We start from the raw sequence: 24,651 nt of genomic DNA, 5'->3' as shown, positions 1-24,651 counted from the left end.
TGTGAACATCAAGCGAATCGGTTCGATCGCAGCAATCGCGATCGCCGGCGCAGTCGTGCTCTCCTCGTGCGCGGCGAACGAGGACGCGGGCAGCACCGAGTCCTCCTCGAGCAACTCCGGCTCCTCGAGCCTCACCGGAACCCTGACCGGCTCCGGCTCGTCCGCCCAGCAGACCGCGCAGGCCACCTGGGCCGCCGGTTTCCAGGACCAGGCCTCGGGCGTCACGGTCAACTACACGCCCGATGGTTCGGGCGCCGGCCGCAAGAACTTCATCTCGGGTGCCGCGGACTTCGCCGGCTCCGATGCAGCACTGAACGACGAGGAGCTCTCGGGCTCCTTCGACCTGTGCAAGGCCGACACCAAGGCCATCGACATCCCGGTCTACATCTCCCCGATCGCGATCGCCTACAAGGTCGACGGCGTCAGCGACCTGACCCTCGACGCGAAGACCATCGCGGGCATCTTCTCGGGCAAGATCACCAAGTGGAACGACTCCGAGATCGCCTCGCTGAACAAGGACGCGAAGCTGCCGGACGCGAACATCACGGTCGTGCACCGCTCCGACGACTCGGGCACCACGCAGAACTTCTCGGAGTACGTCTCCGCGAACGCCGGCGACGTCTGGACCGAAGAGCCGAGCCAGACCTTCCCGTACTCGGTCGGTGACAGCGCGAAGGGCACCTCCGGTGTCGCCTCCGCCATGGGCAGCGCCTCCAACGCGATCACCTACATCGACGACTCCGGCGCGGGTGACCTCGACAAGGCGAAGCTGATGGTCGGCGACAAGGCCACCGAGATCTCGGCCGACGGCGCCGCGCAGGTCGTCGCCGACTCGAAGGTCGCCACCGGCCGCGAGGACAACGACCTCGCGATCGACATCGACCGCAAGGACACCGCTGACGGTGCCTGGCCGCTCGTCCTCGTCTCCTACGCCATCGCGTGCCAGGAGTACAAGGACTCGGACAAGGCCGACCTGGTCAAGGGCTTCCTGAGCTACGTCGTCACCGGCGACGCCCAGGACGCCGCGGCGAAGGAGGCCAAGTCGGCCGCCCTGTCGTCCGACCTGGCCGAGAAGGCCGCTGCCGCGGTCGACTCCATCAAGTAAGACCCCCAAGCGCCCGGACGCCGGTCCCACCCACCTGACCGGCGTCCGGGCCCTTGCTCGTCGCGACGCGAGCAGCCCGGCTCCACCGCCAGCGCCCGTCCGACCAGCACCCCGTTCCACGCTCCACCACCCGAACCCGTCGCCTCCCCCGGCGTTCCTCCGACAGGAGTCCCATGACGACCGCACCGGCCCAGCCAGGGGCCACCGTCACCCCGACCAAGCCGAAGGCCGTCGTCCGCGTCGGTGACCGGGTGTTCTCCGCCGCCTCGGTGATCGCCGGCGGCCTCATCCTGTTCGTGCTCGTGCTCGTCGCCGCGTTCCTCGTCTGGCAGAGCATCCCGGCGTTCGCCGCCAAGGTCGGCGAGCTGCCGAACAACGCCACGAACTTCTGGGACTACGTCGGCCCCCTGGTCTTCGGCACCGTCTGGTCCGCGCTCATCGCGCTCGTGATCGCGGTCCCGCTCGCCCTCGGCATCGCCCTGTTCATCTCGCACTACGCACCGCGGCGCCTCGCCCCGGTGCTCGGCTACGTCATCGACCTGCTCGCCGCGGTCCCGTCGGTCGTCTACGGCCTCTGGGGCATCGTGGTGCTGGCGCCGTTCGTGAAGCCCTTCTACGGCTTCCTGAACGAGTACCTCGGCTGGTTCCCGCTCTTCTCCGGCCAGGTGTCCGGCACCGGCCGCACCATCCTGACCGCGTCGATCGTCCTCGCCGTGATGGCGATCCCGATCATGACGGCCGTCATGCGCGAGATCTTCCTGCAGGCGCCCACGCTCAACGAGGAAGCCGCCCTGGCCCTCGGTGCGACGCGCTGGGAGATGATCCGACTGTCCGTGCTGCCGTTCGCGAAGTCCGGCATCGTGTCCGCGATCATGCTCGGGCTCGGACGTGCCCTGGGTGAGACGATGGCGATCGCCCTGGTGCTGTCGGTCTCGACGAACGTCACCTTCCAGATGCTGACCTCGCAGAACCCCTCGACGATCGCCGCGAACATCGCGCTGCAGTTCGCCGAGGCATCGGGGACCGCCCTGAACGCCCTGATCGCGTCGGGTCTGATCCTGTTCGTCATCACCCTGGTCATCAACATGCTCGCGCGGTACATCGTCCGCACGCGGGTCAGCTGAGAGGTCCACCCGATGTCCCTCGCCCTCCGTCAGACCGGCACCGCCGGCAACGTCTACGCCAACGGCAAGCTGCACCGCTCGGTTCCGTGGCTGCTGCTGGTCGGCAGCTGGGTCGCCCTGGTGGCCGTGTTCGCCCTGCTCAACGCCGGCGGCTCGGTCAAGGACTTCAACGTCGTCGCAGCGCTCTTCCTCGGCACCGTCCTGTTCGACGTCCTGATCGTGGTCGTCTCGCGCATCGTCGAAGGCGGACGCCAGGCCGTCGACCGGCTCATCACCTCGCTCGTCATCACCGCCTTCGTCATCGCGGTCCTGCCGCTGGTGTCGCTGCTCTGGACGGTCCTGGCCGACGGTCTCGCCCGCTTCGACGCGAACTTCTTCTCGTACTCGATGCGCGGGGTGATCTCCGAGGGCGGCGGCGCGATCCACGCGCTGATCGGCACGCTCGAGATCACGCTGTTCGCGGCGCTCATCTCGGTGCCGATCGGGCTGCTCACCTCGATCTACCTGGTCGAGTACGGCCGCGGCGCACTGGCGAAGGGCATCACGTTCTTCGTCGACGTCATGACGGGCATCCCGTCGATCGTCGCCGGTCTGTTCGCGTACGCACTGTTCGCGCTGTTCCTCGGCCCCGGTGCCCGCTTCGGCCTGGTCGGCTCGGTCGCCCTGTCGGTGCTGATGATCCCGATCGTCGTGCGCTCCACCGAAGAGGTGCTGAAGATCGTGCCGATGGAGCTCCGCGAAGCGTCCTACGCCCTCGGGGTGCCGAAGTACCTCACGATCCTCAAGGTCGTCCTCCCCACGTCGCTCGCCGGCATCACCACCGGCGTCATGCTCTCCATCGCCCGCGTCATCGGCGAGACGGCCCCGCTGCTCGTCACCGCCGGCTTCACCGCGAGCATGAACTACGACCTGTTCAAGGACCCGATGATGACCCTGCCGGTGTACGCGTACACGCAGTACTCGCAGCAGGGTGCCAACCCGCAGCCGTTCGTCGACCGTGCCTGGACCGCCGCGCTGGTGCTCATCCTCATCGTGATGGTGCTCAACCTGCTCGCCCGGTTCGTCACCCGACTCTTCGCCCCCAAGCTCTCGCGCTAGCGAACCCACTTCCCCACCCACCAGAAGGATCAACGTGTCCAAGCGCATCGAGGTCGACGGCCTCAACGTCTACTACTCGAAGTTCAAGGCGGTCGAGGGTGTCGACATCACCATCGAGCCCCGCACCGTCACCGCCTTCATCGGCCCGTCCGGCTGCGGCAAGTCCACCTTCCTCCGCACCCTGAACCGCATGCACGAGGTCATCCCCGGCGCATGGGTCGAGGGCTCGGTCAAGATCGACGGCGACGACCTGTACGGCCCCGGGGTCGACCCGGTGCTCGTCCGTCGCCAGGTCGGCATGGTCTTCCAGCGTCCGAACCCGTTCCCGACGATGTCCATCAAGGACAACGTGCTCGCGGGCGTGAAGCTCAACAACAAGCGCGTCTCGAAGTCCGAGGCCGACGACATCGTCGAGCGGTCCCTGCAGGGCGCGAACCTGTGGAACGAGGTCAAGGACCGCCTCGACAAGCCCGGCATGGGCCTGTCCGGTGGGCAGCAGCAGCGTCTCTGCATCGCCCGCGCCATCGCGGTGCAGCCCGACGTGCTGCTGATGGACGAGCCCTGCTCGGCACTCGACCCGATCTCCACCCTGGCCATCGAGGACCTGATCGAGGAGCTCAAGAAGGAGTTCACGATCGTCATCGTCACGCACAACATGCAGCAGGCCTCGCGCGTCAGCGACAAGACGGCCTTCTTCAACATCGCCGGCACCGGTGCGCCGGGCAAGCTCATCGAGTTCGACGACACCACCACGATGTTCTCGAACCCGACCGTCCAGGCCACCGAGGACTACGTCTCGGGTCGCTTCGGTTGATCGCTGTCCGTCCGTCGGCCTGACGGACGACCGGGAGGCCCGGTGCACGTCCGCCACGGACGCGCACCGGGCCTTCGTGGTTGCGCTGGGGGCGGTGCTCGTGCCGACGCAGAACGACACCCTCGATGTCGTGCGACGTCGACCTCGTCGCTCGTTGCAGGCGCTCCATGTTGCATACGCGCTGGAACGACGAAACCGGGGCGGGGTCGGTCTTCCCGGGAGGGTCAGGCCGAGGTGGTCGGGACCGCCATGATCGGCGTCGTGGTCGGCTGCTCCGAACCACCGGCCGGCTCGACCGTCATGCCGATCGTCGCGCCGTCGGACATCGAGCCCGTCAGCACCGCCGAGTGCACGCCGTCGGCGACACCGTCGACCAGGCCGGCCGACTTGATCGTGCCGCCCTCGTTCTCGGAGCCGATGTACCAGAGCTCGTACGTCTTGCCCTTCGGCGCCTGGGCGACACCGTCGAGGATGACCGCGGACTTGCCGAGGTCGCCCGACCACACGACCGTGGCCGTGCCGCCGCCCTCGACCTTGGTGGTGCTGCGCTGGAAGTCCGACGCGGCGTAGATGCGGTCGAGGCCACTCGACGCCTGCGTGGTGCCGGTGCCCGGTCCGTCGGCCGGACCGTTCGCGACGCCGACCCCCAGGCCGACACCGAGGAAGACCACGGCGACCGCAGCAGCACTGGTGAGCATGGCTGCCGGACGCTGGAACCAGCGGCGGCGAGCTTCGGAGGTCGCCCGGCCACCGGTGGTGGAGCCGTCGGCGATCGAGGCGACGTGCCTGGCGGGCTCGGGACGGGCCTCCTGGACGGAGGTCGTGTCGACGGCAGGAGCCGTCTCGGCCAGTGGTGCAGCCTGCGGGGTCGTCGCGATCTGGGCCAGCAGCGACGCGCGGAGCGACGTCGGCGGCTCGATCGGAGCGGCGGCGAAGGCGAGCTGCAGCGCGGTCTCGCGCAGCGAGTCGGCCTCGGCCTGGAGTTCGGGCGACGTCGTGAGGACGTCCTCGAGGAGCATGCGCTCATCGTCGGACAGCGCGTCGAGTGCGTAGGAACCCGTCAGCAGGGCGGGGTCGTCGTGTCGTTCGGTCATGAGGTCACCCCCATCTCGTCTCGGAGTCGGATCATCCCGTCACGGAGACGGGTCTTGACGGTGCCGATGGGGACACCGAGTTGTTCGGCCATCTCGCTGTGCGAGAAGCCTCCGTAGTACGCGAGCTGCACGGCCTGCCGCTGGAACTCGGTCAGCTTGGCCAGGGCCCTGCCGACACGTTCGTGTTCGATGCGGATCTCGACCGACTCGGAGACCTGGTCGAAACCGGACTCGAGGTCGCGGATACCGATCTTCGTGTCCCGGTCGTGCGAGGCCTGCGACGCCCGGACCCGGTCCACCGCTCGGCGGTGCGCCATGGTCAGGACCCAGCTGGAGGCGGTCCCGCGCTTCCGGTCGAACCGGGTGGCCTGTTGCCAGACTTCGAGGAAGACCTCTTGCGTGACCTCTTCGGACTGGGCGCGGTCCCGGAGGAGCCGCGTCACGAGTCCGAGGACCCGGCCGGAGAGGGCGTCGTAGAGGTCCGCGAAGGCGGCTTGGTCACCGGAGGCAACCCGCGCCAAGAGGTCGTCCGGCGATGCCTGGGCTGGCTCTGACGAGCTCCAGCGTTCGGTGTCGCTATCCACGAGGGCAAGCATTGCAGGTTTCCCTCCTCTCGGGTGCGTCGGCGACCGGTTGTGGCCGTTCTGTCAGGGGTGCTGCGTGATGCGGTGGTGCTGGTGGTGCGGTGGTGCTGGTGGTGCTGTGCTGCGGCCGCGCCCCGGGTAGGACGAAGCCGCCGCGTCGTGCGGTCGAGACGAGAGGCCAGCGTGACCCACAGGGAATTGACCGGCGGATACCGGTCCGGGTCACGCCCGGCCTCTCGCGTTCGTGACGGTCATCAAGTCCGTCACGCTGATGATTCGGCGCGGTGCCCGTGGTGGATTGGATCGGATGCCGAGAAGTTGTCGGGACGCCGCGTCCGGGCCCTCTGTCGGGCACGCCCGGGTCCGGATCTGTCCACCGAGAGTGAACAGGGCAGCGGACACAGCCGACGCGTCGTAGAGTTGGTGTCGCCGGGCCGCAGCAAGCCCCGGGCTCCAAAATTCGCCGCTTCGAGCGGCCTCGCGCCGAGAGGCGCTTCTGCGGCCCGGTTTTTCTCTGCCCTGCGGCTGTCTGCTTGCGCTTCGGCGTTCTGCCCTTCGCGTTCTGCCGGGAGGCCCGGTGCGGGTCCGGCGCGTTCGCTCGCTAGTCCAGGCTCTCGCGACGCCAGAGCGCCGCCGCCTCGGTCAGGTCGGCCGCCAGCTCCGTCAGACGGAGCGCGCGCGTCGTCAACTCGCTCGCGCGGCTGGTCGCGGTGAGGTCGGAGTCGTCCGCCACCGCAGTCGCACCGGCCGCGGTCAGCCGGCAGAACGCCGCCCCACGGTCGAGCGCCACGGCGAAGTCGCCCGTGTACAGCCCGTGCAGGATGCGGTCCGCCAGGGTGAGGATCTCGGCAGGACCGGTCGGCTGCTCCGCCCCCGCGACGGCCTGGTCGATCGTGCCGATGCGCTCGGTGCCGCGCTGGAAGAAGTACGCGATCTCCTCCGGGTTCTGCCGGATCACCGTGCGGACGAGGTACACCCGCCACAGGGCACCCGGCAGGGTGTGCGCACCCACCCGTGCCCAGAGTTCGGCGATCGCGTCGATGCCGTGCACGTCCGTGTAGGTGACGAGCCGCTCGACCACCGCGGGGTCCGGGTCCTGACGCACCCGGTGCAGCAGCGCGTTCGCGGTCTCGTGCGCGACACGGTTCACGACGGCCGGGTCCTCGCCGCCCTGGATCGCGGCGAACTCGGCATCGGTGAAGTGGACAGGACGGTGGTGATCGCGAGGCACCGCGTCAGTGTAGGCACGGCCGGTGACACGCCCGCCTTCCGTTCGCGCAGAACGCAACGGCAGCGCCGCGGGTACGGTGTCTCGTCGGGAGGCGCTCCTCCCGAACGTGAAGGAGAGGACTCCCCCATGAACCCGTTGCTCATCATCCTGGCCGTCATCGCGGTCATCCTGCTGTTCGTCGGTGGCTTCACCGCGAGCCTCAAGTTCCTGCTGTGGGTTGGCATCGTGCTGCTCATCGTGGCGGTCGTCCTGTGGCTGCTGCGGACGCTCACCGGGCGTCGCGGCTGACCCTCGACACCAGGTTCTTCCCAGAGGCCCTCACCCGCTAGCCTTGCGGGTGAGGGCCTCTAGCTCAGTTGGTAGAGCACCGGACTTTTAATCCGAGGGTCGTGGGTTCGAGCCCCACGGGGCCCACACTCTCCTGAACGCCGGCTTTTCATCCGAGGGTCGTGGGTTCGAGCCCCACGGGGCCCACAGCCTCCCGAACGCCGCCCCCACGGGGCACACGGACACCAGGAGTGCAGCGCGCTCGTCAGGCGGATGCCCCGCCAGCGGCGATGCGGATCGTGTTGGACAGGAGCGCCCCGGCAGCGGTGCCGGTCGCCACGGTGGGGTGCACGCCGTCAGCATCGGCGGCTCCGGTCGCGTACGTTCCGTCGAGGCGACGGACCGGGAACCAGGGATCGACCAGCAGCCAGCCGTTGTCGGCGGTGAAGCGTGCCAGGTCGCGGTTGTGGGCGAAGCCGCCGGCGGCGCGGTCGATGTGGTCGGTGCCGTAGTCCGTGAGGTTCGACGGCGCGACCTGCGCGACGACGACGTGGTCGGCGCCCACGATGCCGACGATCGCGGCGATGTTGTCGCGGATCGTCGACCGGCCCACACCGAGGCGGATGTCGTTCGTCCCCACCATGACGACGAGGACGTCCGCGTCCACGGGCGCGGCGGCGTTGCGGACCGTCGCCGACGTCGCACCGCTGATCCCGACGCCCGCGACGAGCCGCAGGTCCGTCCCGGTCAGGAACCGTGTCCACGAGAACGAGTTCTCCGGGTTGGTGATGCTGTCGCCGGCGTAGGTGACGGTCGTCACGGGGGCTCCCAGGGTCGGTGTCAGGTGCGAGCCCGATCAGCAAACCACGATCAGCGGCTCGGACCGCGGGCGCTCGCCCGCGTTCGAGGACACTCCTTCACCGGTCAGCAGGCGTCCGGACCGTGCCGCGTAGAATCCCGGCCGTGGCCCGACGAACCGACGGCGGATGGCCGGACGGTCCCCGTTCGTTGCCGCGCAGACGACGACGCAAGAGGCGACGGCACCTGCCGGCCGTCGCCCTGAGCGCGATGGCACTCGGCGTCGGCGGGTTCCTCGTCATGCTGCCGGCGGTGTCCGATGCGTGCCTGACGATCCCGGCGACGTCGACCGTCTCGGCTTCCCGGGTGTCGTCGGCCATGGCCCGAGGCGCGGAGGTGCTCATCGTGGGCGACTCGTACACCGTCGGCCGCGGCTCGTCAGACGGCGTGCACGGGTGGGCGCAAGACCTCGCGACGGAGCGCGGCTGGGACGCCACCATCGACGGTGTCGCCGGGAGCGGCTACGTGAACACCGGGAGGTCGCACTCCCCCACCATGACCTATCGTGCGCGGATCGAGCAGAACGCATCGCTCGACCCCCGGCTGGTCATCGTGCAGGGCAGCCAGAACGACTGGCTGGTGAGCGCGTCGACACTCGAGGAACGTGTCGAGCAGGCACTGCGGACGGCGAAGCGGCAGTGGCCCGATGCGGTCGTCGTCGCGATCGGGCCGTCGGCCCCGCAGCCCCGCGCGGAAACCACCGTCGCCATCTCGGCGGCGGTCGCGGCCGGCGCTCGGGACGCCGGCGTGCCGTTCGTGGACGCGGTCGACCGGCAGTGGTTCACGGCGATGAACAGCGGCAGCTACGCGGCGGGCGACGGGCAGCACCTCAACGACGACGGCTACCGGTACCTGGCCGACAAGATCGACGGCGCGCTCGAACAGCTCGCCAGCGCCGACCCGTCCGACCGCTGCTCCTGACAGCGTGATCGGCGAGCACCCGATCAGTACACCGGGGTACAAGTCGCCCCCAGCTGGCTCATGGCAGATCCCCTGCACACATCAGCCTGCGCACAGCCGACTGTTGGGCTGCCGCCGATAGTGTCGTTCCCGGATCCGATCACCGGATCCTGCAGCACCGCACCACCACGAACGAACGGGGTACACCGTGATCGAGCCCATCGAAGCCACGCAGACCAGCAGCACCGGGGACGCGCGCCGCATCGTCGAGCTCGCCGCCGCGACCAACACGACGATGAGCAACGAGCTCCTGCTCGACACGCTCCGTCGCAACGCGCAGGTCACGACCCGGCACATCCGCAAGGACTTCATCGAGGTCGCGACGGCCACCGCGGTGCTCGGCTACGTGTGCCGACAGCGCAAGGACTTCATCGCCCTGCGCGGGGACGACCCGGCCTGGGCGCACGAGGTCGGGCGCTACGCCAGCGAGTCCCTCGCGGTCGAGGCGCTCCGCATGCGCCGCGGCTGACCCGCAGCTCCGAGACGACGAACGCCGCCCCGCACCGGGGCGACGTTCGCGGTTCCAGTGGAGCGGTGACTCCCCCGCCGAAGCGACAGATCGCCGGCCCCACCCGCGACAACTCCGCCAGAGCGACACTGTGCCGCGAACCTTCGGCGGGACGGAGTCGCTTTCGCGAGACGGGTTGCGGGGGGACGGTCAGGACCAGACGCGGCGGATGCCCCAGGTGCCCGTCCAGGTCTCGTCGGGCTCGAGCCACCGCAAGCCCTCGCCGGAGTTCAGGGCGTTGGCCGGAGCGGTCATCGGCTCGACCGCCACGGCCAGACCCTTCCCGTCGCCGCGGGGGTACTCCCGGGAGGTGAACACCTGCACGTACGGGAACGACGCGTCCTGCCAGAGCTGCACGCCGTCGCCCTCGGGGCCGTGCAGCGTCGTGTGGCGGACCCCGTCGGCGTCCGGGGTGATGTCGGAGTACGCGGTGTCGAGATCTGCGTCACCGGCACGCTGCCCCCGTCGCAGGTCGAACGGCGTGCCCTCCACCGACACGGACCCGTTCGGCACCTTCTGCTCGTCGACGGTGAAGGCGGTGGCGGCGTCGAGCGTGACGACGAGGTCGTCGGCCGGGGTGTCGCCGGCGCGCAGGTACGGGTGCGCCCCCACGGCGAAGGGCGCGCGGACACCGGAGCGGTTCGTGATCTCGTGCGTCACCCGGATGCCGTCGTCGACGAGCTCGTGGTGCACGCGGGTCTCGAGGGTGAACGGCCAGCCGTGCTGCGGGTGGATCGTGGCTTCCTGCACGATCCCCGTCTCGGTCTGCGACACCACGCGGTACGGCGCGAAGCGGAGCAGGCCGTGCGAGGCGTTGCCGTACTTCGGCTCCGAGACGTCCAGCTGCTGCCGCTTGCCGTCGAGCTCCCAGACCCCGCCGGCGACGCGGTTCGGCCACGGTACGAGCACGATGCCGTTGGCGCCGGGCGGCTGCTCGGTGACGGGGAACGGCTCGGTCAGGTCGAAGCCGGCGACGCGGAGTTCTCGGATGCCGGCGGCGACCTCGGTCACGACGGCCTCGACGACGCCGTCCGGTCCGGCGTGGTGCAGGCGGTACTGGCCACCGGTGGGTGCTGCGGTCATGGGGTGTGGTTCCTTCCGGATGTGTCCTCGCCGTCCGCGACGACGACCTCGACGCCGGCCGCCCGGATCGTGGCGACCGCGTCCGCCTCGGCCTCGGCGGTGACGACGACGTCGATGTCCTCGAGCGCGCGGACGACCCCGATGTGGGCCCGGCCGAACTTCGACCCGTCCGCGACGACGACGGTACGCCGAGCCGTGGCCGCGAGCACCCGCTTGGCCTCGGTTTCGGGCAGGTTGACGTTGGTCAGACCGTGCGCGACGTCCACACCGGTGCCACCGAGGAACACGATGTCGGCGGCGATCACCGGCAACAGGGTGTTGTTGAACGGTGCGACGAGCGAGTGCTGGAGCGGTCGGAGGGTGCCGCCGGTGACGATCACGGTGAACCGCGGCACGGCGCGTTCGAGGGCCAGTGCGGTCGTCAGCGAGTTCGTGACGACGGTGACGTCGGACAGCTCCGTGCGGGCGACGAGCGCCTCGGCGACCGCGGCCGGGGTGGTGCCGACGTCGAGCACGACGCACTCGCCGGACCGCACGAGCGCTGCGGCCGCACGGCCGATGGCGGCCTTGGCCACCTGGTGCTCGACGGCGGTCTCCTCGAAGGGGCGCTCGGTGGACCCGGCCCCGAGGCGGACCGCTCCGCCGTGCACCCGGCGGATCCGGGCCTCCTGGTCGAGGACCGCGAGGTCCTGCCGGACCGTCACCTCACTCGTGCCGAGCGACGCGGCCAGCGCGGCGGTCCGGACCATGCCGGGTGCACCCTCGACGATGGAGACGATGCGGTCCTGCCGCAGCGGCGCGGGCAGCGATCCGGCCAGGAAGGAGAGGTCGTCGTCGGTCACGGCTCTAGTTTCGCTTGCTTCCGAAGACTTTCGCAACGCTTCGGATCGACGCTAGGCTGTTCCGGTGATCACCAAGCGCGTGACGAAGCTCGCGGACGGCCGCGACCTGTTCTACTTCGACGATGCGGACAGCACCCTGCCCGCTGAGCGTGCCATCGACGAGCGCGCGCTCGACCCTCGGCCCGAGACCGCGCGGATGCGCCAGGACGTCCTGACCGGCGAGTGGGTCTCCATCGCAGCGAGCCGGCAGAACCGTGCGTTCCTGCCGCCGGCCGACCAGGACCCGCTCGCGCCGCAGACACCGCAGAACCCGTCCGAGATCCCGAGCACCTACGACGTCGCCGTGTTCGAGAACCGGTCGCCGTCGTTCGGCCCCCTGCTCGAGGCCGATGACGCTCCGTCCTCGCTCCAGTCCTTGTCCGACGTCGGCCTGAACCGGCAGCTCCGCAGCGTCGGCCGGTGCGAGGTCGTGTGCTTCTCGCCCGCGACCGAGGGGTCCTTCGCGTCGATCTCCGAGTCGCGTGCCCGCACCGTGGTCGAGGCCTGGGCGGACCGGACCGCCGCGCTCTCCGCCATGCCCGGCATCCAGCAGGTGTTCCCGTTCGAGAACCGCGGCGAAGCGATCGGCGTCACGCTGCACCACCCGCACGGGCAGATCTACTCGTACCCGTACGTCACGCCCCGCACGCAGCGCCTGCTCGACTCCATCGAGCGCTTCGGGCCGGACCTGTTCGAACAGCATCTGGCGAACGAGCGGGCCTCGGACCGGGTCGTCCTGCAGGGCGAGCACTTCACGGCCTTCGTGCCGTTCGCCGCACGCTGGCCCATCGAGATCCACATGCTGCCGCACCGCCACGTCCCCGACTTCGCCGGTCTGACCGAGGCCGAGAAGGACGAACTGGCCCACCTGCACCTGCGCCTGACGCGGGGCATCGACGAACTCTACGGCGACCCGACCCCGTACATCGCCGCCTGGCACCAGGCACCGGTGCACGTCGGGCGGGACACCGTGCGGCTCATGCTGCAGATCACGTCGCCGCGTCGGGCGGCGGACAAGTTGAAGTTCCTGGCTGGCAGTGAAGCCGCCATGGGCGCCTGGATCGGGGACCTCGTGCCCGAGAAGGCAGCCGAGTTCATCCGACAGGGAATCGAGCGAGCATGACGTTCCAGCAGGTCTACGGGTACGAGCCGGCGGTGCGGTACTCCGCCCCCGGTCGGGTCAACCTGATCGGTGAGCACACCGACTACAACGACGGGTACGTCCTGCCGTTCGCGATCGACCGGCGCACCACCGCGTCGATCGCCCCGCGGCCGGACCGTCTGCTGCGCGTCTCGTCTGCGTTCGACGCCGACACGGTGCTCGAGCTGTCGCTCGACGACCTCGACCCGTCGAACATGACCGGATGGTCGGCGTACGTCTTCGGCATCGCCTGGGCGCTCCGCGAGCAGGCCGGCGCGGACCTGTCCGACAAGACCGGGTTCGACGTCTTCATCGAGTCCGACGTCCCCGTCGGTGCGGGCCTGTCCTCCAGCGCCGCGATCGAGTGCGGTGTCGCACTCGCCTTCAACGACCTGTGGGAGCTCGGCCTCGACCGCAAGACCCTGGCGCGCGTCGGCCAGTACTCCGAGAACCACGCCGTCGGTGCCCCCACGGGGATCATGGACCAGTCCGCCTCCCTGCTCGGCGAGCAGGACGCCGTCGTGTTCCTGGACTGCCGCACGCTCGACACCGCCGTGGTCGACCTGGCGCTCGAGGCGAACGGGCTCGAGGTCCTGGTCATCGACACCCGGGTCGAGCACGCCCACGCCACCGGTGGGTACGCAGCTCGTCGGGCCTCGTGCGAGAAGGGTGCGCAGGTGCTCGGTGTCGAGGCCCTGCGTGACCTGAGCGTCGACGACCTGCCCCGTGCGCAGGAGCTGCTCGACGACGAGACCTTCCGCCGCGTGCGCCACGTCGTGACCGAGGACCAGCGCGTCCTCGACACCGTCCGGACGCTGCGCGAACAGGGCCCGCGGGCGATCGGTTCGCTGCTCGTCGCGTCGCACGAGTCGATGCGCGACGACTTCGAGATCTCCGTTCCGGAACTCGACCTGGCCGTCGCGACCGCGGTCGAGCACGGTGCGGTCGGTGCGCGGATGACCGGTGGTGGGTTCGGTGGTGCGGCGATCGCGTTGGTCGACCGGGAGGCCCGTGGTGCGATCGCCGAGGCCGTCACCGCCGCCTTCGCAGCCGCCGGGCACCGCGAACCGAACGTCTTCACGGTGCACGCCGCGCAGGGCGCCCGCCGCGACTGAGCCCCTCGCCGAGTCTCGGGCCAGTACGGGCGAGACTCGGGCTGGGCGACCGTTCTCGCGGTGCCGCCCCCGAGAACGGTCGCTCACCGCGAGACTCGGGGCAGCGCGGCCGAGACTCGGGGCAGCGCGGCCGAGACTCGGGCGTCAGCGGGTCATGTGTCCCGTGGTGACGGTGACGCCGCCCCACGGGAAGCCGTGCGGGTGCAGCACCTCGTGCTGCACCTGGTCCATCACGAACTGGCTCTGCCACACCGTGTAGACCAGCACGCCGACGACGATGCACACCGGGACGGCCAGGTACGCCGAGTACCGCACGATGTCGCCGAGGGTGCGGTGCCCGGAGCGCGCGAGCGTCGGCGGCAGGACGATCCCGACGACGACCACGAGCAGCAGCAGTGCGAGTGCGGCCGGGGCGACGTGCCCTTCGACCTGCACCGTGACCGGCGCGGTCTCGAGGACCTTGCCGCCGTTGTCGATCCAGTTGTCGTCTGCGTCGACCCCGCCGTACCCCGACGACGTGCTCCAGAGCACCAAGTTCGGGGACAGCACCAGTGCGACGATCCCGACGAGTGCGAGTCCCCACGCACGCGGACGCAGCTTCCGACCGGCATGCGCCATCACGGGCGCGGTCTGGACGTTCTCCCCCATGCGGTGACCGTAGCACTGGGACTGGCTCCGCACCCGTCCCCCGAACGCGCGGGGCGGGGGCGAGCCGCGCCTCCCGGCCGCATCTGGTGAGCAGAAATGGTCGAGCCCCATGACGGGACCCGACCACTTCTGCTCACGATGCGAACGCGCGCCACACGGCCCGCCGCGCGCACCTACTTCAGGTGGCGCTCCGCCGCCTCGACCACGTTCTTCATGAGCATCGCGCGGGTCATCGGGCCGACGCCGCCGGGCACCGGCGACATGAAGCCCGCGACGGACGCGACGGCGGGGTCGACGTCACCGTGCAGCTTGGCCTTCCCCGTCTCGTCGTTCACCACGCGGGTGATGCCCACGTCGATCACGGCCGCACCGGGCTGCACCCAGTCCGGCTTGACGAGCCCGGCGACCCCGGCGGCCGCGATGACGATGTCGGCGCGACGGCACTCCGCGGCGACGTCCGCCGTCAGGGAGTGTGTGAGCGTCGCCGTCGCCTCGAGGCGGGTCAGCAACAGGCCGAGCGGACGCCCGACGGTGAGGCCCTGCCCGATGATCGTGACGTGCGCGCCGCGGATCGGGATGTCGTACGCCTCGAGCATCGCGACGATGCCCCGCGGGGTGCAGGGCAGGGGCGCGTCGATGGTGCCGGCGCCACCGGGCACGGCGAGCACGAGCTCACCGAGGTTCGTCGGGTGCAGGCCGTCGGCGTCCTTCGACGGGTCCATCAGCTCGAGCATCGGCGTCGGGTCGATGCCCTCCGGCAGCGGCAGCTGCACGATGAACGCGGTGACCCGGGGGTCGTCGTTCATCTGCAGGATCGCGGCGCGGATGTCCGCGGCGGACGCCGTCGCGGGCAGGTCGATGCGGTGCGAGTCGAGCCCGATCTGCGCCGAGTCGCGGTGCTTGCCCGCGACGTAGGACAGCGAGCCCGGGTTCTCGCCGACGAGGATCGTGCCGAGCCCCGGACGGATGCCGTGCTCGTGCAACCGGTCGATGCGGACCCGCAGTTCGTCGAGGGTCCGGGCGGCGAGGGCGGTGCCGTCGATGCGGACGGCAGTGCCCTCCCCCGCCCATCGCTCGACGGGCAGGGGGCTCAGGGCGTCGCTCACGCGTAGAGGGGGAACGCGTCGGTCAGGGTCTTCACCCGGGCCGAGAGCGCTGCGATGTCCGGGTTCGGCATGAGGGTCAGCGCGATGATGTCCGCGACCTCGGTGAACTCGGCGTCGCCGAAGCCACGCGTGGCGAGCGCCGACGTGCCGATACGGACGCCCGAGGTGACCATCGGCGGACGCGGGTCGAACGGCACGGAGTTGCGGTTCACGGTGATGCCGACCTCGTGCAGCAGGTCTTCGGCCTGCTTGCCGTCGACCTCGGAGGTGCGCAGGTCGACGAGCACCAGGTGCACGTCCGTGCCACCGGTGAGGACGTCGACGCCGGCCGCGCGGGCGTCCGGCTGCGTGAGCCGATCCGCGAGCAATCGGGCACCGCGGATGGTGCGCTCCTGGCGGGCCTTGAACTCGGGGGTGCCGGCGAGCAGGAACGCGGTGGCCTTGGCGGCGATCACGTGCATGAGCGGGCCGCCCTGCTGACCCGGGAAGACCGCGGAGTTCAGCTTCTTGAACAGCGACTCGTCGTTGGACAGGATGATGCCCGAGCGGGGGCCGCCGAGGGTCTTGTGCACGGTCGACGAGACGACGTGGGCGTGCGGGACCGGGGACGGGTGCAGACCGGCGGCGACCAGGCCGGCGAAGTGCGCCATGTCGACCCAGAGCTTCGCGCCGACCTCGTCCGCGATCTCACGGAACTTCGCGAAGTCGAGCTGGCGCGGGTACGCGGACCAGCCGGCGATGAGGACCTTCGGCTGGTGCTCGATGGCCTTGGCGCGGATGTCGTCGTAGTCGACCTCGAACGTCTCGGGGTCGACGCCGTACGCCACGGCGTTGTAGATGCGGCCGGAGAAGTTGAGCTTCATGCCGTGGGTCAGGTGACCGCCGTGCGCGAGCTCGAGGCCGAGGATGGTGTCACCGGCCGAGGCGATGGCGTGCAGGACAGCGGCGTTGGCCGTGGCGCCCGAGTGCGGCTGGACGTTGGCGTACTCGGCCCCGAACAGCGCCTTGGCACGGTCGATGGCGAGCTGCTCGGCGACGTCGACGTACTCGCAGCCGCCGTAGTAGCGCTTGCCCGGGTAGCCCTCGGCGTACTTGTTGGTGAGGACGGAGCCCTGGGACTCGAGCACGGCGCGCGGCACGAAGTTCTCGGACGCGATCATCTCGAGGGTGTCGCGCTGACGGCCGAGCTCCTGCTGCAGGACGGCGGCGATCTCGGGGTCGACCTCGGTGAGCGGGGCGTTGAAGGCTGCGCGGTCGGTGTCGACGGAGCCGTCGACGGCGGGCAGATCGGTGATGGACACGGTTCTCCTACGTGGGTTGGCGACGACCGGTGGGTCGCGCACGGACGATCGGTCGGTGCAGCCCAGGCGTACGGCCGCGCACCGTGTCAGGTGTCGCTCCCCGATGGTGACCCATCCAACGCCAGTCGCGACGTGACGATCGTACCGAGCCGCCCGCCCTGTGTCACCCTGGATGCATGACCCTGACCTCGCCCGACGTGGACGAACGGACCACCCCGGACGAACGGACCAGTGCGCGCGCGGACACCCCGTGGGTCACCGTCGTGTGGGACGACCCGGTGAACCTGATGTCGTACGTCACCTACGTCTTCCAGCGGCACTTCGGTTTCGGTCGCGCGCAGGCGGAGCGGCTCATGCACCAGGTGGACACGGAGGGTCGGGCCATCGTGGCGACGGGTCCGCGCGAGGCGATGGAGGCCCACGTCCAGTCGATGCACGGCTACGGCCTGCAGGCGACCGTCGACAAGGCCCCCGAAGCGTGATCCCCTTCGTCCGCCGGGCCGACGGCGTCCACCTCGGCATGTCCTCCGGCGAGCGCGGGTTGCTGACGTCCCTGACCGAGCAGCTGCGCCAGGTGCTCGACGGCGACCTGGCGGCGGACCCGGTGGCGACTCGGATGTTCCCGGACGCCTACCCGGACGACGACGACGCCAGCGCGGAGTTCCGCAAGTACACGCAGTCCGACCTGCTGGCGCAGAAGACCTCGAACGCGACGACCGTGCACGAGTGGCTGACGGGGACCCGCGACGGCGCCCTCGACCCCGAGGACGAGCAGGCCTGGCTCCGCACGCTGACCGACCTGCGGCTGACGATCGCCGACCGCCTCGGGATCGTCGACGCCGACGACGAGGAGCGTTCGGTCGAGGCCGACGCGGGCGTCGGCCTGCGCGACGTCTACGACTGGCTCGGCTACGTGCAGGAGCACCTGATCACGACGATGACCGACCCGCGGTGACGGTCACCTTCCGCGCGACCACCGAGGACGACCGGGAGGCCCTGCTCGCGTTCTCGACGTCGGAACCGGTCGCGTGGATCGGTCCGGACCGGTACCGCGCCGAGTCCGGCACGGACAACTACCGCCCGGGGTGGTCGTGGCTGGCCGTGCGCGACGGACGCCCGGTGGCACGGGCGCTCTGGTGGGGTGGCGCGGACGCCGAGGTGCCGTCGACGCTCGACGACCTGCTGGTGGCTCCGGAGGTGCCCGAGGACGAGCGGGTGGCGATCGCCGCCGGGCTGATCACGGCGGGGACCGCTGCGTTCGGGGTGCGACCGGAGTGGATCGTCGACGTCGCGGTGGACTGGCACGACGATCCGGAAGCCGTCGCCGCGGTGTCGTGGCGCACGGCGGCCGCTCGGTCGGCGGGGCTCGGACGGTCGACGGAGCGGGTGAGTGTGGCGTGGACACCGGACCACGGAGTGCCGATGCCGTCCTCGTTGCGCTTCCGGTCCGGTGACGACGACGAGTTCGTGGACCTGTTCGCCCGCGTCGCGGTGGGGAGCCTCGACGCCCACACCGTGGCCTCGGTGGACGAACTCGGCCCGCGGGGCGCCGCCGCCGACGACCTCGAGTTCTACCGCTCGCTGCCGGGGTCGCGCGACGGCTGGCGGGTCGCGCTCGACCCCGACGGCCTGGTGGTCGGGTTCGTCCTGGCGACGCGGACGGCGTACGACGCGGCGATCAGCTTCATCGGCGTGCTGCCGCAGCACCGTGGGCGCGGTGTGGTCGACGGCCTGCTCGCCGAGGGGCTGCGCGTGCACGCCGAGGCCGGGGAGCCGAAGGTGGTCGGCACGACGGACGCGGCGAACACCCCGATGCGCCGGGCGTTCGAGCGGGCCGGCTTCGTGGTGACGAGGCGCCGCATCGTGCTCGAGCGCTGAGTCGATCCGGAGCGGCGAGCGTCGAAATCGCAAGGCAGCCTTGCAAGTCGTGCTGTCGAAGTAGTACCGTGCCGGTATGGAATCGCCCGATCCGACCGCGCTCGCCGGTGACCTGCTGACGCTGTACGGCCGGATCCGTCGCACGCTGCTGACCGGCAAGGCCGACGAGGTCACGGCGTCCCAGACCGCCGCGCTCGGCCGCCTGCTGCGGTACGGCGAGAGCACGGTCGCCGAGCTCGCCCGCGCCGAGGGCGTCCGGCCGCAGTCGATGGGCGCGACCGTCCAGGCACTCGAGGACCTCGGCCTCGTCGAACGGCGTCCTGACCCCGCCGACGGCCGCCGTGCGCTCGTCCGCGCGACCGACCAGGGTGCCCGTGCCCGCGAGGACGCCTGGACCACCCGCACCCGCGTCCTGACCGACCGGCTCGCCGCGCTGCCCGACGCCGACCGCGACACCGTCGCCCGAGCGATCGCGATCCTCGCCCCGCTCACCGAACGCTGACCCCGGAAGAAGCACTCCCACGTCCACCTCGACCACTCCCACCCCCGTCGTCGCCCCGGGCAGCACCGGCAGTGGCTTCGACCCGAAGCTCCTCATCCCGGTGCTCGTCGGGCCGCTGCTCAACCCGATCAACACCACGATGGTGTCCGTCGCGCTCACGCCGATCTCCCGCGACCTGGGGATCGGTGCGGCGCAGGCGATCTGGCTCGTCGCCGCCCTGTACCTGGCGAGTGCGATCGCGCAGCCGACGATGGGCAAGCTCGCCGACCGCTTCGGCCCGAAGAAGGTGTTCCTGACCGGGCTCGTGATCGTCGGTGTCGCCGGGGTCGTGCCCGAGTTCCTGACCGGCTTCGGCGGTGCGGTGTTCGCCCGTGTCCTCATCGGCATCGGCACCTCGTCGGCGTACCCGGCGGCACTCACCACCCTCCGACAGCACTCGGCACGGATCGGGAAGCCGACCCCGCCGCTCGTGCTCGGAGCGCTGTCCATCACCTCGCTCGTGTCCGCGGCGGCCGGGCCTCCGCTCGGCGGCGCGCTGATCGCCGCGTTCGGCTGGCACGCGATCTTCCTGGTGAACGTGCCCCTGGCGGCGTTCGGCATCGTCGTGGCGTCGATGTGGCTGCCGTCCGACCGTCTCCGTCCGCGTGACGACGAGGCCCTGCCCGTCCTGCAGGCGCTCGACCCGTTCGGCATGCTGCTCATGACGGGGACCGTCTCCGCGCTGCTCGTGTTCCTGCTCGACCTGTCCGCCGGGCTGTGGTGGCTGCTCGCGGTGGCGATCGTGCTGCTCGTCGCTCTCGTGCTGTGGGAGCTGCGCGCGGTCCGGCCGTTCGTGGACGTCCGGATGCTCGCGCGGAACGGGGCGCTGTCCCGCACCTACGTGCGGTTGTTCCTGACCTACCTGCTCGCGTACACGATGACCTACGGGTTCTCGCAGTGGGTGCAGGACGTCGCCGGGTACTCGAGCGACGTCGCCGGGTACATCCAGCTCCCCGCCGCGATCGTGGCCGGGATCGCGTCGTTCGTCGTCGCCCGGAAGACCGCCGTCCGCGGGCCCCTGATCGTCGCGGCCGTGGTGCCGATCGTCGGCGGGGCACTCCTGCTCTTCCTGCACACCGGGTCGCCGGTCGCGCTGCTCGCCCTGGCGCCGGCGCTGTTCGGCGTCCCGCAGGCCCTGGCGTCGGTGTCGAACCAGGCGGCGCTGTACCGGCTCGTGCCCGCGTCGTACATCGGCACCGCGGCCGGGCTGTCCCGCACGGCGGTGTACATCGGGGCGATCGGGGCCTCGTCCCTCATCGGTGGCGTGTTCGGCCAGACCCCGACCACACCGGACCTGCACGTGCTGGCGTGGGTGATCCTCGGCGTCGCGGTGCTCCTGACGGTCCTGACCCTGGCCGACCGCCGCCTCCGCGCCGACCGCTCACGTCCCGCGCCCGCTTCGTGAGCAGAAATGGTCGGGTCGGGTGACGGCACTCGACCATTTCTGCTCACGAAGCACCGCGCTCGCCGCGCCCGGTACCCTGATCCGGTGACCGACCCGACCCCCACGCACTGGACCCTGACGCTCGTCTGCGACGACCAGCCCGGGATCGTGCACGCCGTCTCCGGAGCGGTCGTCGCTGCCAACGGCAACATCACCGAGTCGCAGCAGTTCTCGAGCGTCGACACGAACACGTTCTTCATGCGCCTGCAGGTCATGGCGCCGGTGGACCGCGCGACCTTCGAGGCGGCTCTCGCCCCCGTCGCCGCCCGGTACGACGCCCGCGTCCAGCTCGACGTCGTCGGTCGCCCGCTGCGCAGCCTCGTCCTCGTGTCGAAGGCCGGCCACTGCCTCAACGACCTGCTCTACCGCCAGCGCGGTGGGCAGCTGCCGATCGAGGTCCCCCTCGTGCTGTCCAACCACCCGGACCTGTCCGAGCTCGCGTCGTTCTACTCGGTGCCGTTCGAGCACCGTCCGGTCACCGACGCGGACAGCAAGGCGGCCATGGAGCGCCGTGTCCTCGACGCGGTCGAGGAGCACGACATCGAACTCGTCGTCCTCGCCCGCTACATGCAGATCCTGTCGCCGGAGCTCTGCGCGGCACTCGAGGGCCGTGCGGTCAACATCCACCACTCGTTCCTGCCCGGCTTCAAGGGCGCGAACCCCTACCGCCAGGCGCACGCCCGCGGCGTGAAGCTCATCGGCGCGACGGCGCACTTCGTCACGAGCGACCTCGACGAGGGCCCGATCATCGAGCAGAACGTCGTCCGTGTCGACCACACGAAGGACCCCGCCGAGCTGGTCTCCATCGGCCAGGACGAAGAGTCCCGCACCCTCACCCAGGCAGTGCGCTGGATCGCCGAGGACCGCGTCCTGCTCGACGGCGCCCGCACCATCATCTTCAAGTAGGCAGCACCATGACGAACGCCCCGCAGTCCCCCGTCGACTGGGAAGCAGTCCCCGGCCCGGCACCCGCCGGCAGGCAGCGACGGCCGTTCGACGTCTGGCGCGTGCTCCGCGTCCTGGTCTGCACGTTCGGTCTGCTCTCCCTGGCGTTCTGGGGCTACTGGTCGTGGCAACTCCCCCTGCCCGGCTACCTGTTCATGGTCGGCGCCCCACTGTTCGCGGCCGTCGTCTGGTACTTCTTCCGCTCGCCGGCGTCGCCGATCGAGACCGACATCGTCGGCAAGACGATCGTCGAGGTCGCGTTGGTCATCGCCGCGGGCGCGACCTGGATCTCCATCGGCCACCCGGTCGTGGGCTTCGTCTTCATCGTGATCGCCGCCCTGAGCGGCGTGATCGCGTTCCGCAGGGAGACCGCATGACCGCCACGGGCCTCCAGGCCGGCCGGGAGGCGCAGCACACCCTGGTGCGCGCATCCCGCGTCGTCGACGCGGCCGGGTCCACGGCGGACGGCTGGGTCCTGCTCGCCGGTGACGTGGTGCACGCGGTCGGCTCCGGCCCCGAAGCCCCCGCGGCGGACCAGGTCGTCGACCTGGGCGACGCGGTCCTGACGCCCGGGTTCACCGACCTGCACGGGCACGGCGGTGCGACCGAGTCGTACGAGGACGACTCCTTCGCCGAGTCGCTGGCCGTCCACCGGGCGCACGGCACGACCCGGTCGGTCCTGTCCCTCGTCGCGAACCCGGTCCCCGCCCTCGCGGACTCGCTCGCGCGGATCCGTTCCGTGATGGCGACCGACCCACTCGTGCTCGGCGTGCACCTGGAGGGGCCGTTCCTGTCCCCGCACAACAAGGGCGCCCACAACGAGTCGTTCCTCATCGACCCGTCCCCCGCAGCGGTCGACGCACTGCTCGAGGCCGGCGAGGGCGTCATCCGCCAGGTCACCATCGCGCCGGAACTGCCGGGCGCGCTCGACGCCGTCCGCCGGTTCGTCGCCGCCGGGATCACCGTCGCCGTCGGCCACACCGTCGGTACGTACGACCAGGCCCGCGCAGCGTTCGACGCCGGCGCGACGCTGCTGACCCACGCGTTCAACGCCATGCCGGGGCTGCACCACCGTGCACCGGGGCCGATCGGTGCCGCGGTGGCCGACGACCGGGTGACGCTCGAGCTCATCCTCGACGCCGTGCACGTGCACCCGGTCGTCGCGGACACCCTGCTCCGGGCTGCCCCGGGCCGGGTATCGCTCATCACCGACGCCATGGGTGCTGCGGGCGCTGCCGACGGTTCGTACCGGCTGGGATCGCTCGACGTCACCGTGACCGACGGGGTCGCGCACGTCGCCGGGACCGACACCATCGCGGGGTCGACGTTGACGCAGGACGTGGCGTTGCGGAACGCGGTCTCGCTCGCCGGACGGACGCTGCCCGAGGCCGTCGCGGCCCTGACGAGCGTGCCGGCCGCGGCACTGGGGCTCGGCGACCGGCTGGGGCGGCTCGCGCCGGGGTACGCGGCCGACCTCGTGGCGCTGTCACCGGCGCTCGAGGTGCAGCGGGTGTGGGGCGGCGGGCGCGAGCTGCGCTGAGCCGGAGCAGCAGGGCGACCACACCGACCACGGAGGCGACGACCCCGATGGCGTCGACGATCACGAATCGGACGGCGACACGAACACCGCAGCGATGAGCAGCAGCACCCTGATCCAGGTCGTTGCGCGGAGCGCGGCCGGTACTCGGGCGCGCTGGTTCGGTGTCGCAGGCCGGGCTCTTGGCGCCCTCGGTCTCCCAGTCGGCGCGTTCAGACCCGGTGCCCCTGTGGGGCAATCATAGGGGGCGGCCGCGCACATGCGTCAGCACATTCCGCAACGTCGCTCGTTCCCTCGTTCCCTCGTTCCCTCGTTCCCTCGTTCCCTCGTTCCCTCGTTCCCTCGTTCCCTCGTTCCCTCGACGGGGTCATAGCCCACTTGCGGAACACACCTCCCTCCATCGCACGACACGCCTGTGATGCACTGATCTTGCACATATTACGCGCTAGATGGATGATGTCGGAAGCTCGGCACTGAGGCCGGATATGAGAGGGAGTAATGATCACGAAGATGATGTTCAGCGTGGCTGCCACGGCCGCCCTGACGGTAGGCCTGCTTGCTACGCCGACGCCCGCGAATGCCGCGCAGGCTGGCACCGGAAAGCTCAACTGTCAGCCCAGCGGCAAAGAGGTGCACACCGTGTCGAACTCGCGGGGCAATGTGCGACACGACATCTACGGTGCGAAGGGTCACTCAACACCGTGGGCCCACACGAACTCCGTCACGATGGGGTACTCCTCGACGTACGCAAGCTGGGACTCGCACCACGTCTGGGAGTACTACTCCGATGGAGGCAAGGTGTTCGGCTCCGCCATGAAGTCGGCATCGGTTCGATGCCGATGAGCGTGGTCGGGCGGGTGTGTCGAAGCTCCGCCGGGTTGCTTGCGCTCTGCGCCGCCGCCATGTTGGGCGGGTGCACAACGACCACGTCCGCACCGTCTGCCGATACCTCCTCAGCGGTGAGCAGCGTCCGCAGCAAATACCCGGAACCCGTCGATCTTGCGGAGGCGCGAGCGAAGTGTCTGACCAAAGCAGGGTGGGCGGTGTCGGTCCAGGAAGACGCATCGATCAGTGTCGACCTCAAACCGGGCACCGAGGCCGACTACCGCCATGACGATGACCAGTGCCTGAAGCGCCTCGGCATCGATCCTGACGCGTCTCCGTCACGGACGCAGCTCAGGCAGGCGTACGAGGCATCGGTGCAGGGTGCAGCCTGTCTCCGCGAAGCTGGTTGGACGATCTCGACTGCGCCGACCTTCGACACCTTCGAGGACCACTACGACTCCGACCCGTGGTATCCGTGGGCCGAGGTTCCAGATGAGGACTTCGCTGAGGCGGCAAGATCATGCCCGACGCCGGAACCGACCTACTAGTCGGTGGACGTGCGG

The 24,651-nt window shown here is 70.4% G+C and carries 28 protein-coding genes, 1 tRNA gene and 1 riboswitch; of the genes, 20 read left to right on the top strand and 9 right to left on the bottom strand.

Going from position 1 to position 24,651, the window contains the following annotated elements:
* The first annotated feature begins 1 nt into the window (after position 1).
* From pstS to pstB, 4 genes are all read left to right on the top strand, one after another.
* Entirely contained in the window at positions 2-1,105 is a 1,104-nt protein-coding gene (gene pstS, locus EDF42_RS03775; RefSeq protein ID WP_123340918.1) for a phosphate ABC transporter substrate-binding protein PstS, read from the top strand.
* Positions 1,106-1,278: 173 nt separating this feature from the next.
* Positions 1,279-2,229, top strand: coding sequence for a phosphate ABC transporter permease subunit PstC (pstC, locus tag EDF42_RS03770; protein ID WP_123340919.1), 951 nt, complete (start codon positions 1,279-1,281; stop codon positions 2,227-2,229).
* A 12-nt stretch (positions 2,230-2,241) separates the two neighbouring features.
* Entirely contained in the window at positions 2,242-3,327 is a 1,086-nt protein-coding gene (gene pstA, locus EDF42_RS03765) for a phosphate ABC transporter permease PstA (protein WP_123340920.1), read from the top strand.
* Between the two features lie 34 nt (positions 3,328-3,361).
* Positions 3,362-4,141 carry a phosphate ABC transporter ATP-binding protein PstB gene (pstB, locus tag EDF42_RS03760; protein ID WP_123671492.1) on the top strand — a complete coding sequence of 260 codons (780 nt, stop codon included), beginning with the start codon at positions 3,362-3,364 and terminating at the stop codon, positions 4,139-4,141.
* Positions 4,142-4,365: 224 nt separating this feature from the next.
* Here pstB and EDF42_RS03755 read toward each other — a convergent pair whose 3' ends face one another.
* The 3 genes from EDF42_RS03755 to EDF42_RS03745 all read right to left on the bottom strand — a co-directional run bounded on the left by EDF42_RS03755 (position 4,366) and on the right by EDF42_RS03745 (position 7,050).
* Positions 4,366-5,235, bottom strand: a complete 870-nt coding sequence (locus tag EDF42_RS03755) for an anti-sigma factor domain-containing protein (RefSeq protein ID WP_123671491.1) — start codon at positions 5,233-5,235, stop codon at positions 4,366-4,368.
* Positions 5,232-5,831, bottom strand: coding sequence for an ECF RNA polymerase sigma factor SigK (sigK, locus tag EDF42_RS03750; protein WP_123340923.1), 600 nt, complete (start codon positions 5,829-5,831; stop codon positions 5,232-5,234). Before sigK ends, EDF42_RS03755 begins: the two co-directional genes overlap by 4 nt.
* Before the next feature lie 589 nt (positions 5,832-6,420).
* Complete coding sequence (locus tag EDF42_RS03745; protein WP_123671490.1) at positions 6,421-7,050, bottom strand: DNA-directed RNA polymerase subunit beta; 630 nt, start codon at positions 7,048-7,050, stop codon at positions 6,421-6,423.
* Between the two features lie 126 nt (positions 7,051-7,176).
* Here EDF42_RS03745 and EDF42_RS18615 point away from each other — a divergent pair, with 126 nt between their 5' ends.
* Both EDF42_RS18615 and EDF42_RS03740 read left to right on the top strand, forming a co-directional pair.
* On the top strand, positions 7,177-7,338 hold the full coding sequence (locus EDF42_RS18615; protein ID WP_146249745.1) for a DUF2207 domain-containing protein: 162 nt from the start codon (positions 7,177-7,179) through the stop codon (positions 7,336-7,338).
* A 53-nt stretch (positions 7,339-7,391) separates the two neighbouring features.
* Positions 7,392-7,464, top strand: a tRNA-Lys gene (locus EDF42_RS03740).
* 118 nt (positions 7,465-7,582) lie between these two features.
* Here EDF42_RS03740 and EDF42_RS03735 read toward each other — a convergent pair.
* Positions 7,583-8,137, bottom strand: a complete 555-nt coding sequence (locus EDF42_RS03735) for an SGNH/GDSL hydrolase family protein (RefSeq protein ID WP_185040747.1) — start codon at positions 8,135-8,137, stop codon at positions 7,583-7,585.
* A 143-nt stretch (positions 8,138-8,280) separates the two neighbouring features.
* Between EDF42_RS03735 and EDF42_RS03730 the strand changes: the two genes are divergently transcribed.
* Positions 8,281-9,096: an SGNH/GDSL hydrolase family protein gene (locus tag EDF42_RS03730; RefSeq protein WP_148053892.1), complete on the top strand. Its 816-nt coding sequence runs from the start codon at positions 8,281-8,283 to the stop codon at positions 9,094-9,096.
* Between the two features lie 187 nt (positions 9,097-9,283).
* Positions 9,284-9,604 carry a hypothetical protein gene (locus EDF42_RS03725; protein WP_111085292.1) on the top strand — a complete coding sequence of 107 codons (321 nt, stop codon included), beginning with the start codon at positions 9,284-9,286 and terminating at the stop codon, positions 9,602-9,604.
* 189 nt (positions 9,605-9,793) lie between these two features.
* Here EDF42_RS03725 and EDF42_RS03720 read toward each other — a convergent pair whose 3' ends face one another.
* Both EDF42_RS03720 and EDF42_RS03715 read right to left on the bottom strand, forming a co-directional pair.
* Complete coding sequence (locus tag EDF42_RS03720) at positions 9,794-10,726, bottom strand: aldose 1-epimerase family protein (RefSeq protein ID WP_123671488.1); 933 nt, start codon at positions 10,724-10,726, stop codon at positions 9,794-9,796.
* A complete protein-coding gene (locus EDF42_RS03715; protein WP_185040745.1) occupies positions 10,723-11,568 on the bottom strand; it encodes a DeoR/GlpR family DNA-binding transcription regulator in 846 nt (281 codons plus the stop codon). Before EDF42_RS03715 ends, EDF42_RS03720 begins: the two co-directional genes overlap by 4 nt.
* 64 nt (positions 11,569-11,632) lie before the next feature.
* Here EDF42_RS03715 and galT point away from each other — a divergent pair, with 64 nt between their 5' ends.
* Together galT and galK are read left to right on the top strand one after the other, a co-directional pair.
* A complete protein-coding gene (gene galT / locus EDF42_RS03710; RefSeq protein ID WP_123671487.1) occupies positions 11,633-12,730 on the top strand; it encodes a galactose-1-phosphate uridylyltransferase in 1,098 nt (365 codons plus the stop codon).
* The gene (galK, locus tag EDF42_RS03705; protein WP_123671486.1) at positions 12,727-13,863 is read left to right on the top strand and encodes a galactokinase; all 1,137 of its coding nucleotides are present in this window, start codon (positions 12,727-12,729) and stop codon (positions 13,861-13,863) included. The genes galT and galK overlap by 4 nt, the downstream gene beginning before the upstream one ends.
* Before the next feature lie 144 nt (positions 13,864-14,007).
* Here the strand turns inward: galK and EDF42_RS03700 are convergent, their stop codons facing one another.
* The 3 genes from EDF42_RS03700 to glyA form a co-directional block, all read right to left on the bottom strand.
* On the bottom strand, positions 14,008-14,511 hold the full coding sequence (locus EDF42_RS03700; protein WP_123671485.1) for a hypothetical protein: 504 nt from the start codon (positions 14,509-14,511) through the stop codon (positions 14,008-14,010).
* A 173-nt stretch (positions 14,512-14,684) separates the two neighbouring features.
* Positions 14,685-15,617: a bifunctional 5,10-methylenetetrahydrofolate dehydrogenase/5,10-methenyltetrahydrofolate cyclohydrolase gene (locus EDF42_RS03695; RefSeq protein WP_260235050.1), complete on the bottom strand. Its 933-nt coding sequence runs from the start codon at positions 15,615-15,617 to the stop codon at positions 14,685-14,687.
* Entirely contained in the window at positions 15,614-16,918 is a 1,305-nt protein-coding gene (gene glyA, locus EDF42_RS03690) for a serine hydroxymethyltransferase (protein ID WP_395865046.1), read from the bottom strand. The genes EDF42_RS03695 and glyA overlap by 4 nt, the downstream gene beginning before the upstream one ends.
* Positions 16,919-16,971: 53 nt before the next feature.
* Positions 16,972-17,057: riboswitch (ZMP/ZTP riboswitch) on the bottom strand.
* A 37-nt stretch (positions 17,058-17,094) separates the two neighbouring features.
* Here glyA and clpS point away from each other — a divergent pair.
* The 10 genes from clpS (at position 17,095) to EDF42_RS03640 (ending at position 24,636) form a co-directional block, all read left to right on the top strand.
* Entirely contained in the window at positions 17,095-17,400 is a 306-nt protein-coding gene (clpS, locus tag EDF42_RS03685) for an ATP-dependent Clp protease adapter ClpS (protein WP_185003162.1), read from the top strand.
* Entirely contained in the window at positions 17,397-17,873 is a 477-nt protein-coding gene (locus tag EDF42_RS03680) for a DUF2017 family protein (protein WP_123671484.1), read from the top strand. Before clpS ends, EDF42_RS03680 begins: the two co-directional genes overlap by 4 nt.
* On the top strand, positions 17,870-18,796 hold the full coding sequence (locus tag EDF42_RS03675; protein ID WP_123671483.1) for a GNAT family N-acetyltransferase: 927 nt from the start codon (positions 17,870-17,872) through the stop codon (positions 18,794-18,796). Before EDF42_RS03680 ends, EDF42_RS03675 begins: the two co-directional genes overlap by 4 nt.
* Positions 18,797-18,872: 76 nt before the next feature.
* On the top strand, positions 18,873-19,298 hold the full coding sequence (locus EDF42_RS03670; RefSeq protein ID WP_123340932.1) for a MarR family winged helix-turn-helix transcriptional regulator: 426 nt from the start codon (positions 18,873-18,875) through the stop codon (positions 19,296-19,298).
* A 100-nt stretch (positions 19,299-19,398) separates the two neighbouring features.
* Positions 19,399-20,742, top strand: a complete 1,344-nt coding sequence (locus EDF42_RS03665; protein WP_221180999.1) for an MFS transporter — start codon at positions 19,399-19,401, stop codon at positions 20,740-20,742.
* A gap of 39 nt (positions 20,743-20,781) precedes the next feature.
* The gene (purU, locus tag EDF42_RS03660) at positions 20,782-21,687 is read left to right on the top strand and encodes a formyltetrahydrofolate deformylase (protein WP_395865101.1); all 906 of its coding nucleotides are present in this window, start codon (positions 20,782-20,784) and stop codon (positions 21,685-21,687) included.
* Positions 21,688-21,695: 8 nt separating this feature from the next.
* Entirely contained in the window at positions 21,696-22,103 is a 408-nt protein-coding gene (locus tag EDF42_RS03655; protein WP_123671482.1) for a YrdB family protein, read from the top strand.
* A complete protein-coding gene (gene nagA, locus EDF42_RS03650) occupies positions 22,100-23,266 on the top strand; it encodes an N-acetylglucosamine-6-phosphate deacetylase (RefSeq protein ID WP_123671481.1) in 1,167 nt (388 codons plus the stop codon). The genes EDF42_RS03655 and nagA overlap by 4 nt, the downstream gene beginning before the upstream one ends.
* Positions 23,267-23,761: 495 nt before the next feature.
* The gene (locus EDF42_RS03645; RefSeq protein WP_123340936.1) at positions 23,762-24,106 is read left to right on the top strand and encodes a hypothetical protein; all 345 of its coding nucleotides are present in this window, start codon (positions 23,762-23,764) and stop codon (positions 24,104-24,106) included.
* A gap of 116 nt (positions 24,107-24,222) precedes the next feature.
* Positions 24,223-24,636, top strand: coding sequence for a hypothetical protein (locus EDF42_RS03640; RefSeq protein WP_123340937.1), 414 nt, complete (start codon positions 24,223-24,225; stop codon positions 24,634-24,636).
* Positions 24,637-24,651: the final 15 nt, after the last annotated feature.

Origin of the sequence: Curtobacterium sp. PhB172 (assembly GCF_003752545.1) — a bacterium.
In the GTDB taxonomy this organism is placed as follows: Bacteria; Actinomycetota; Actinomycetes; order Actinomycetales; family Microbacteriaceae; genus Curtobacterium.
The sequence above is the reverse complement of the archived record's forward strand: the minus strand, read 5'-3'. Positions and strand labels throughout refer to the sequence as shown.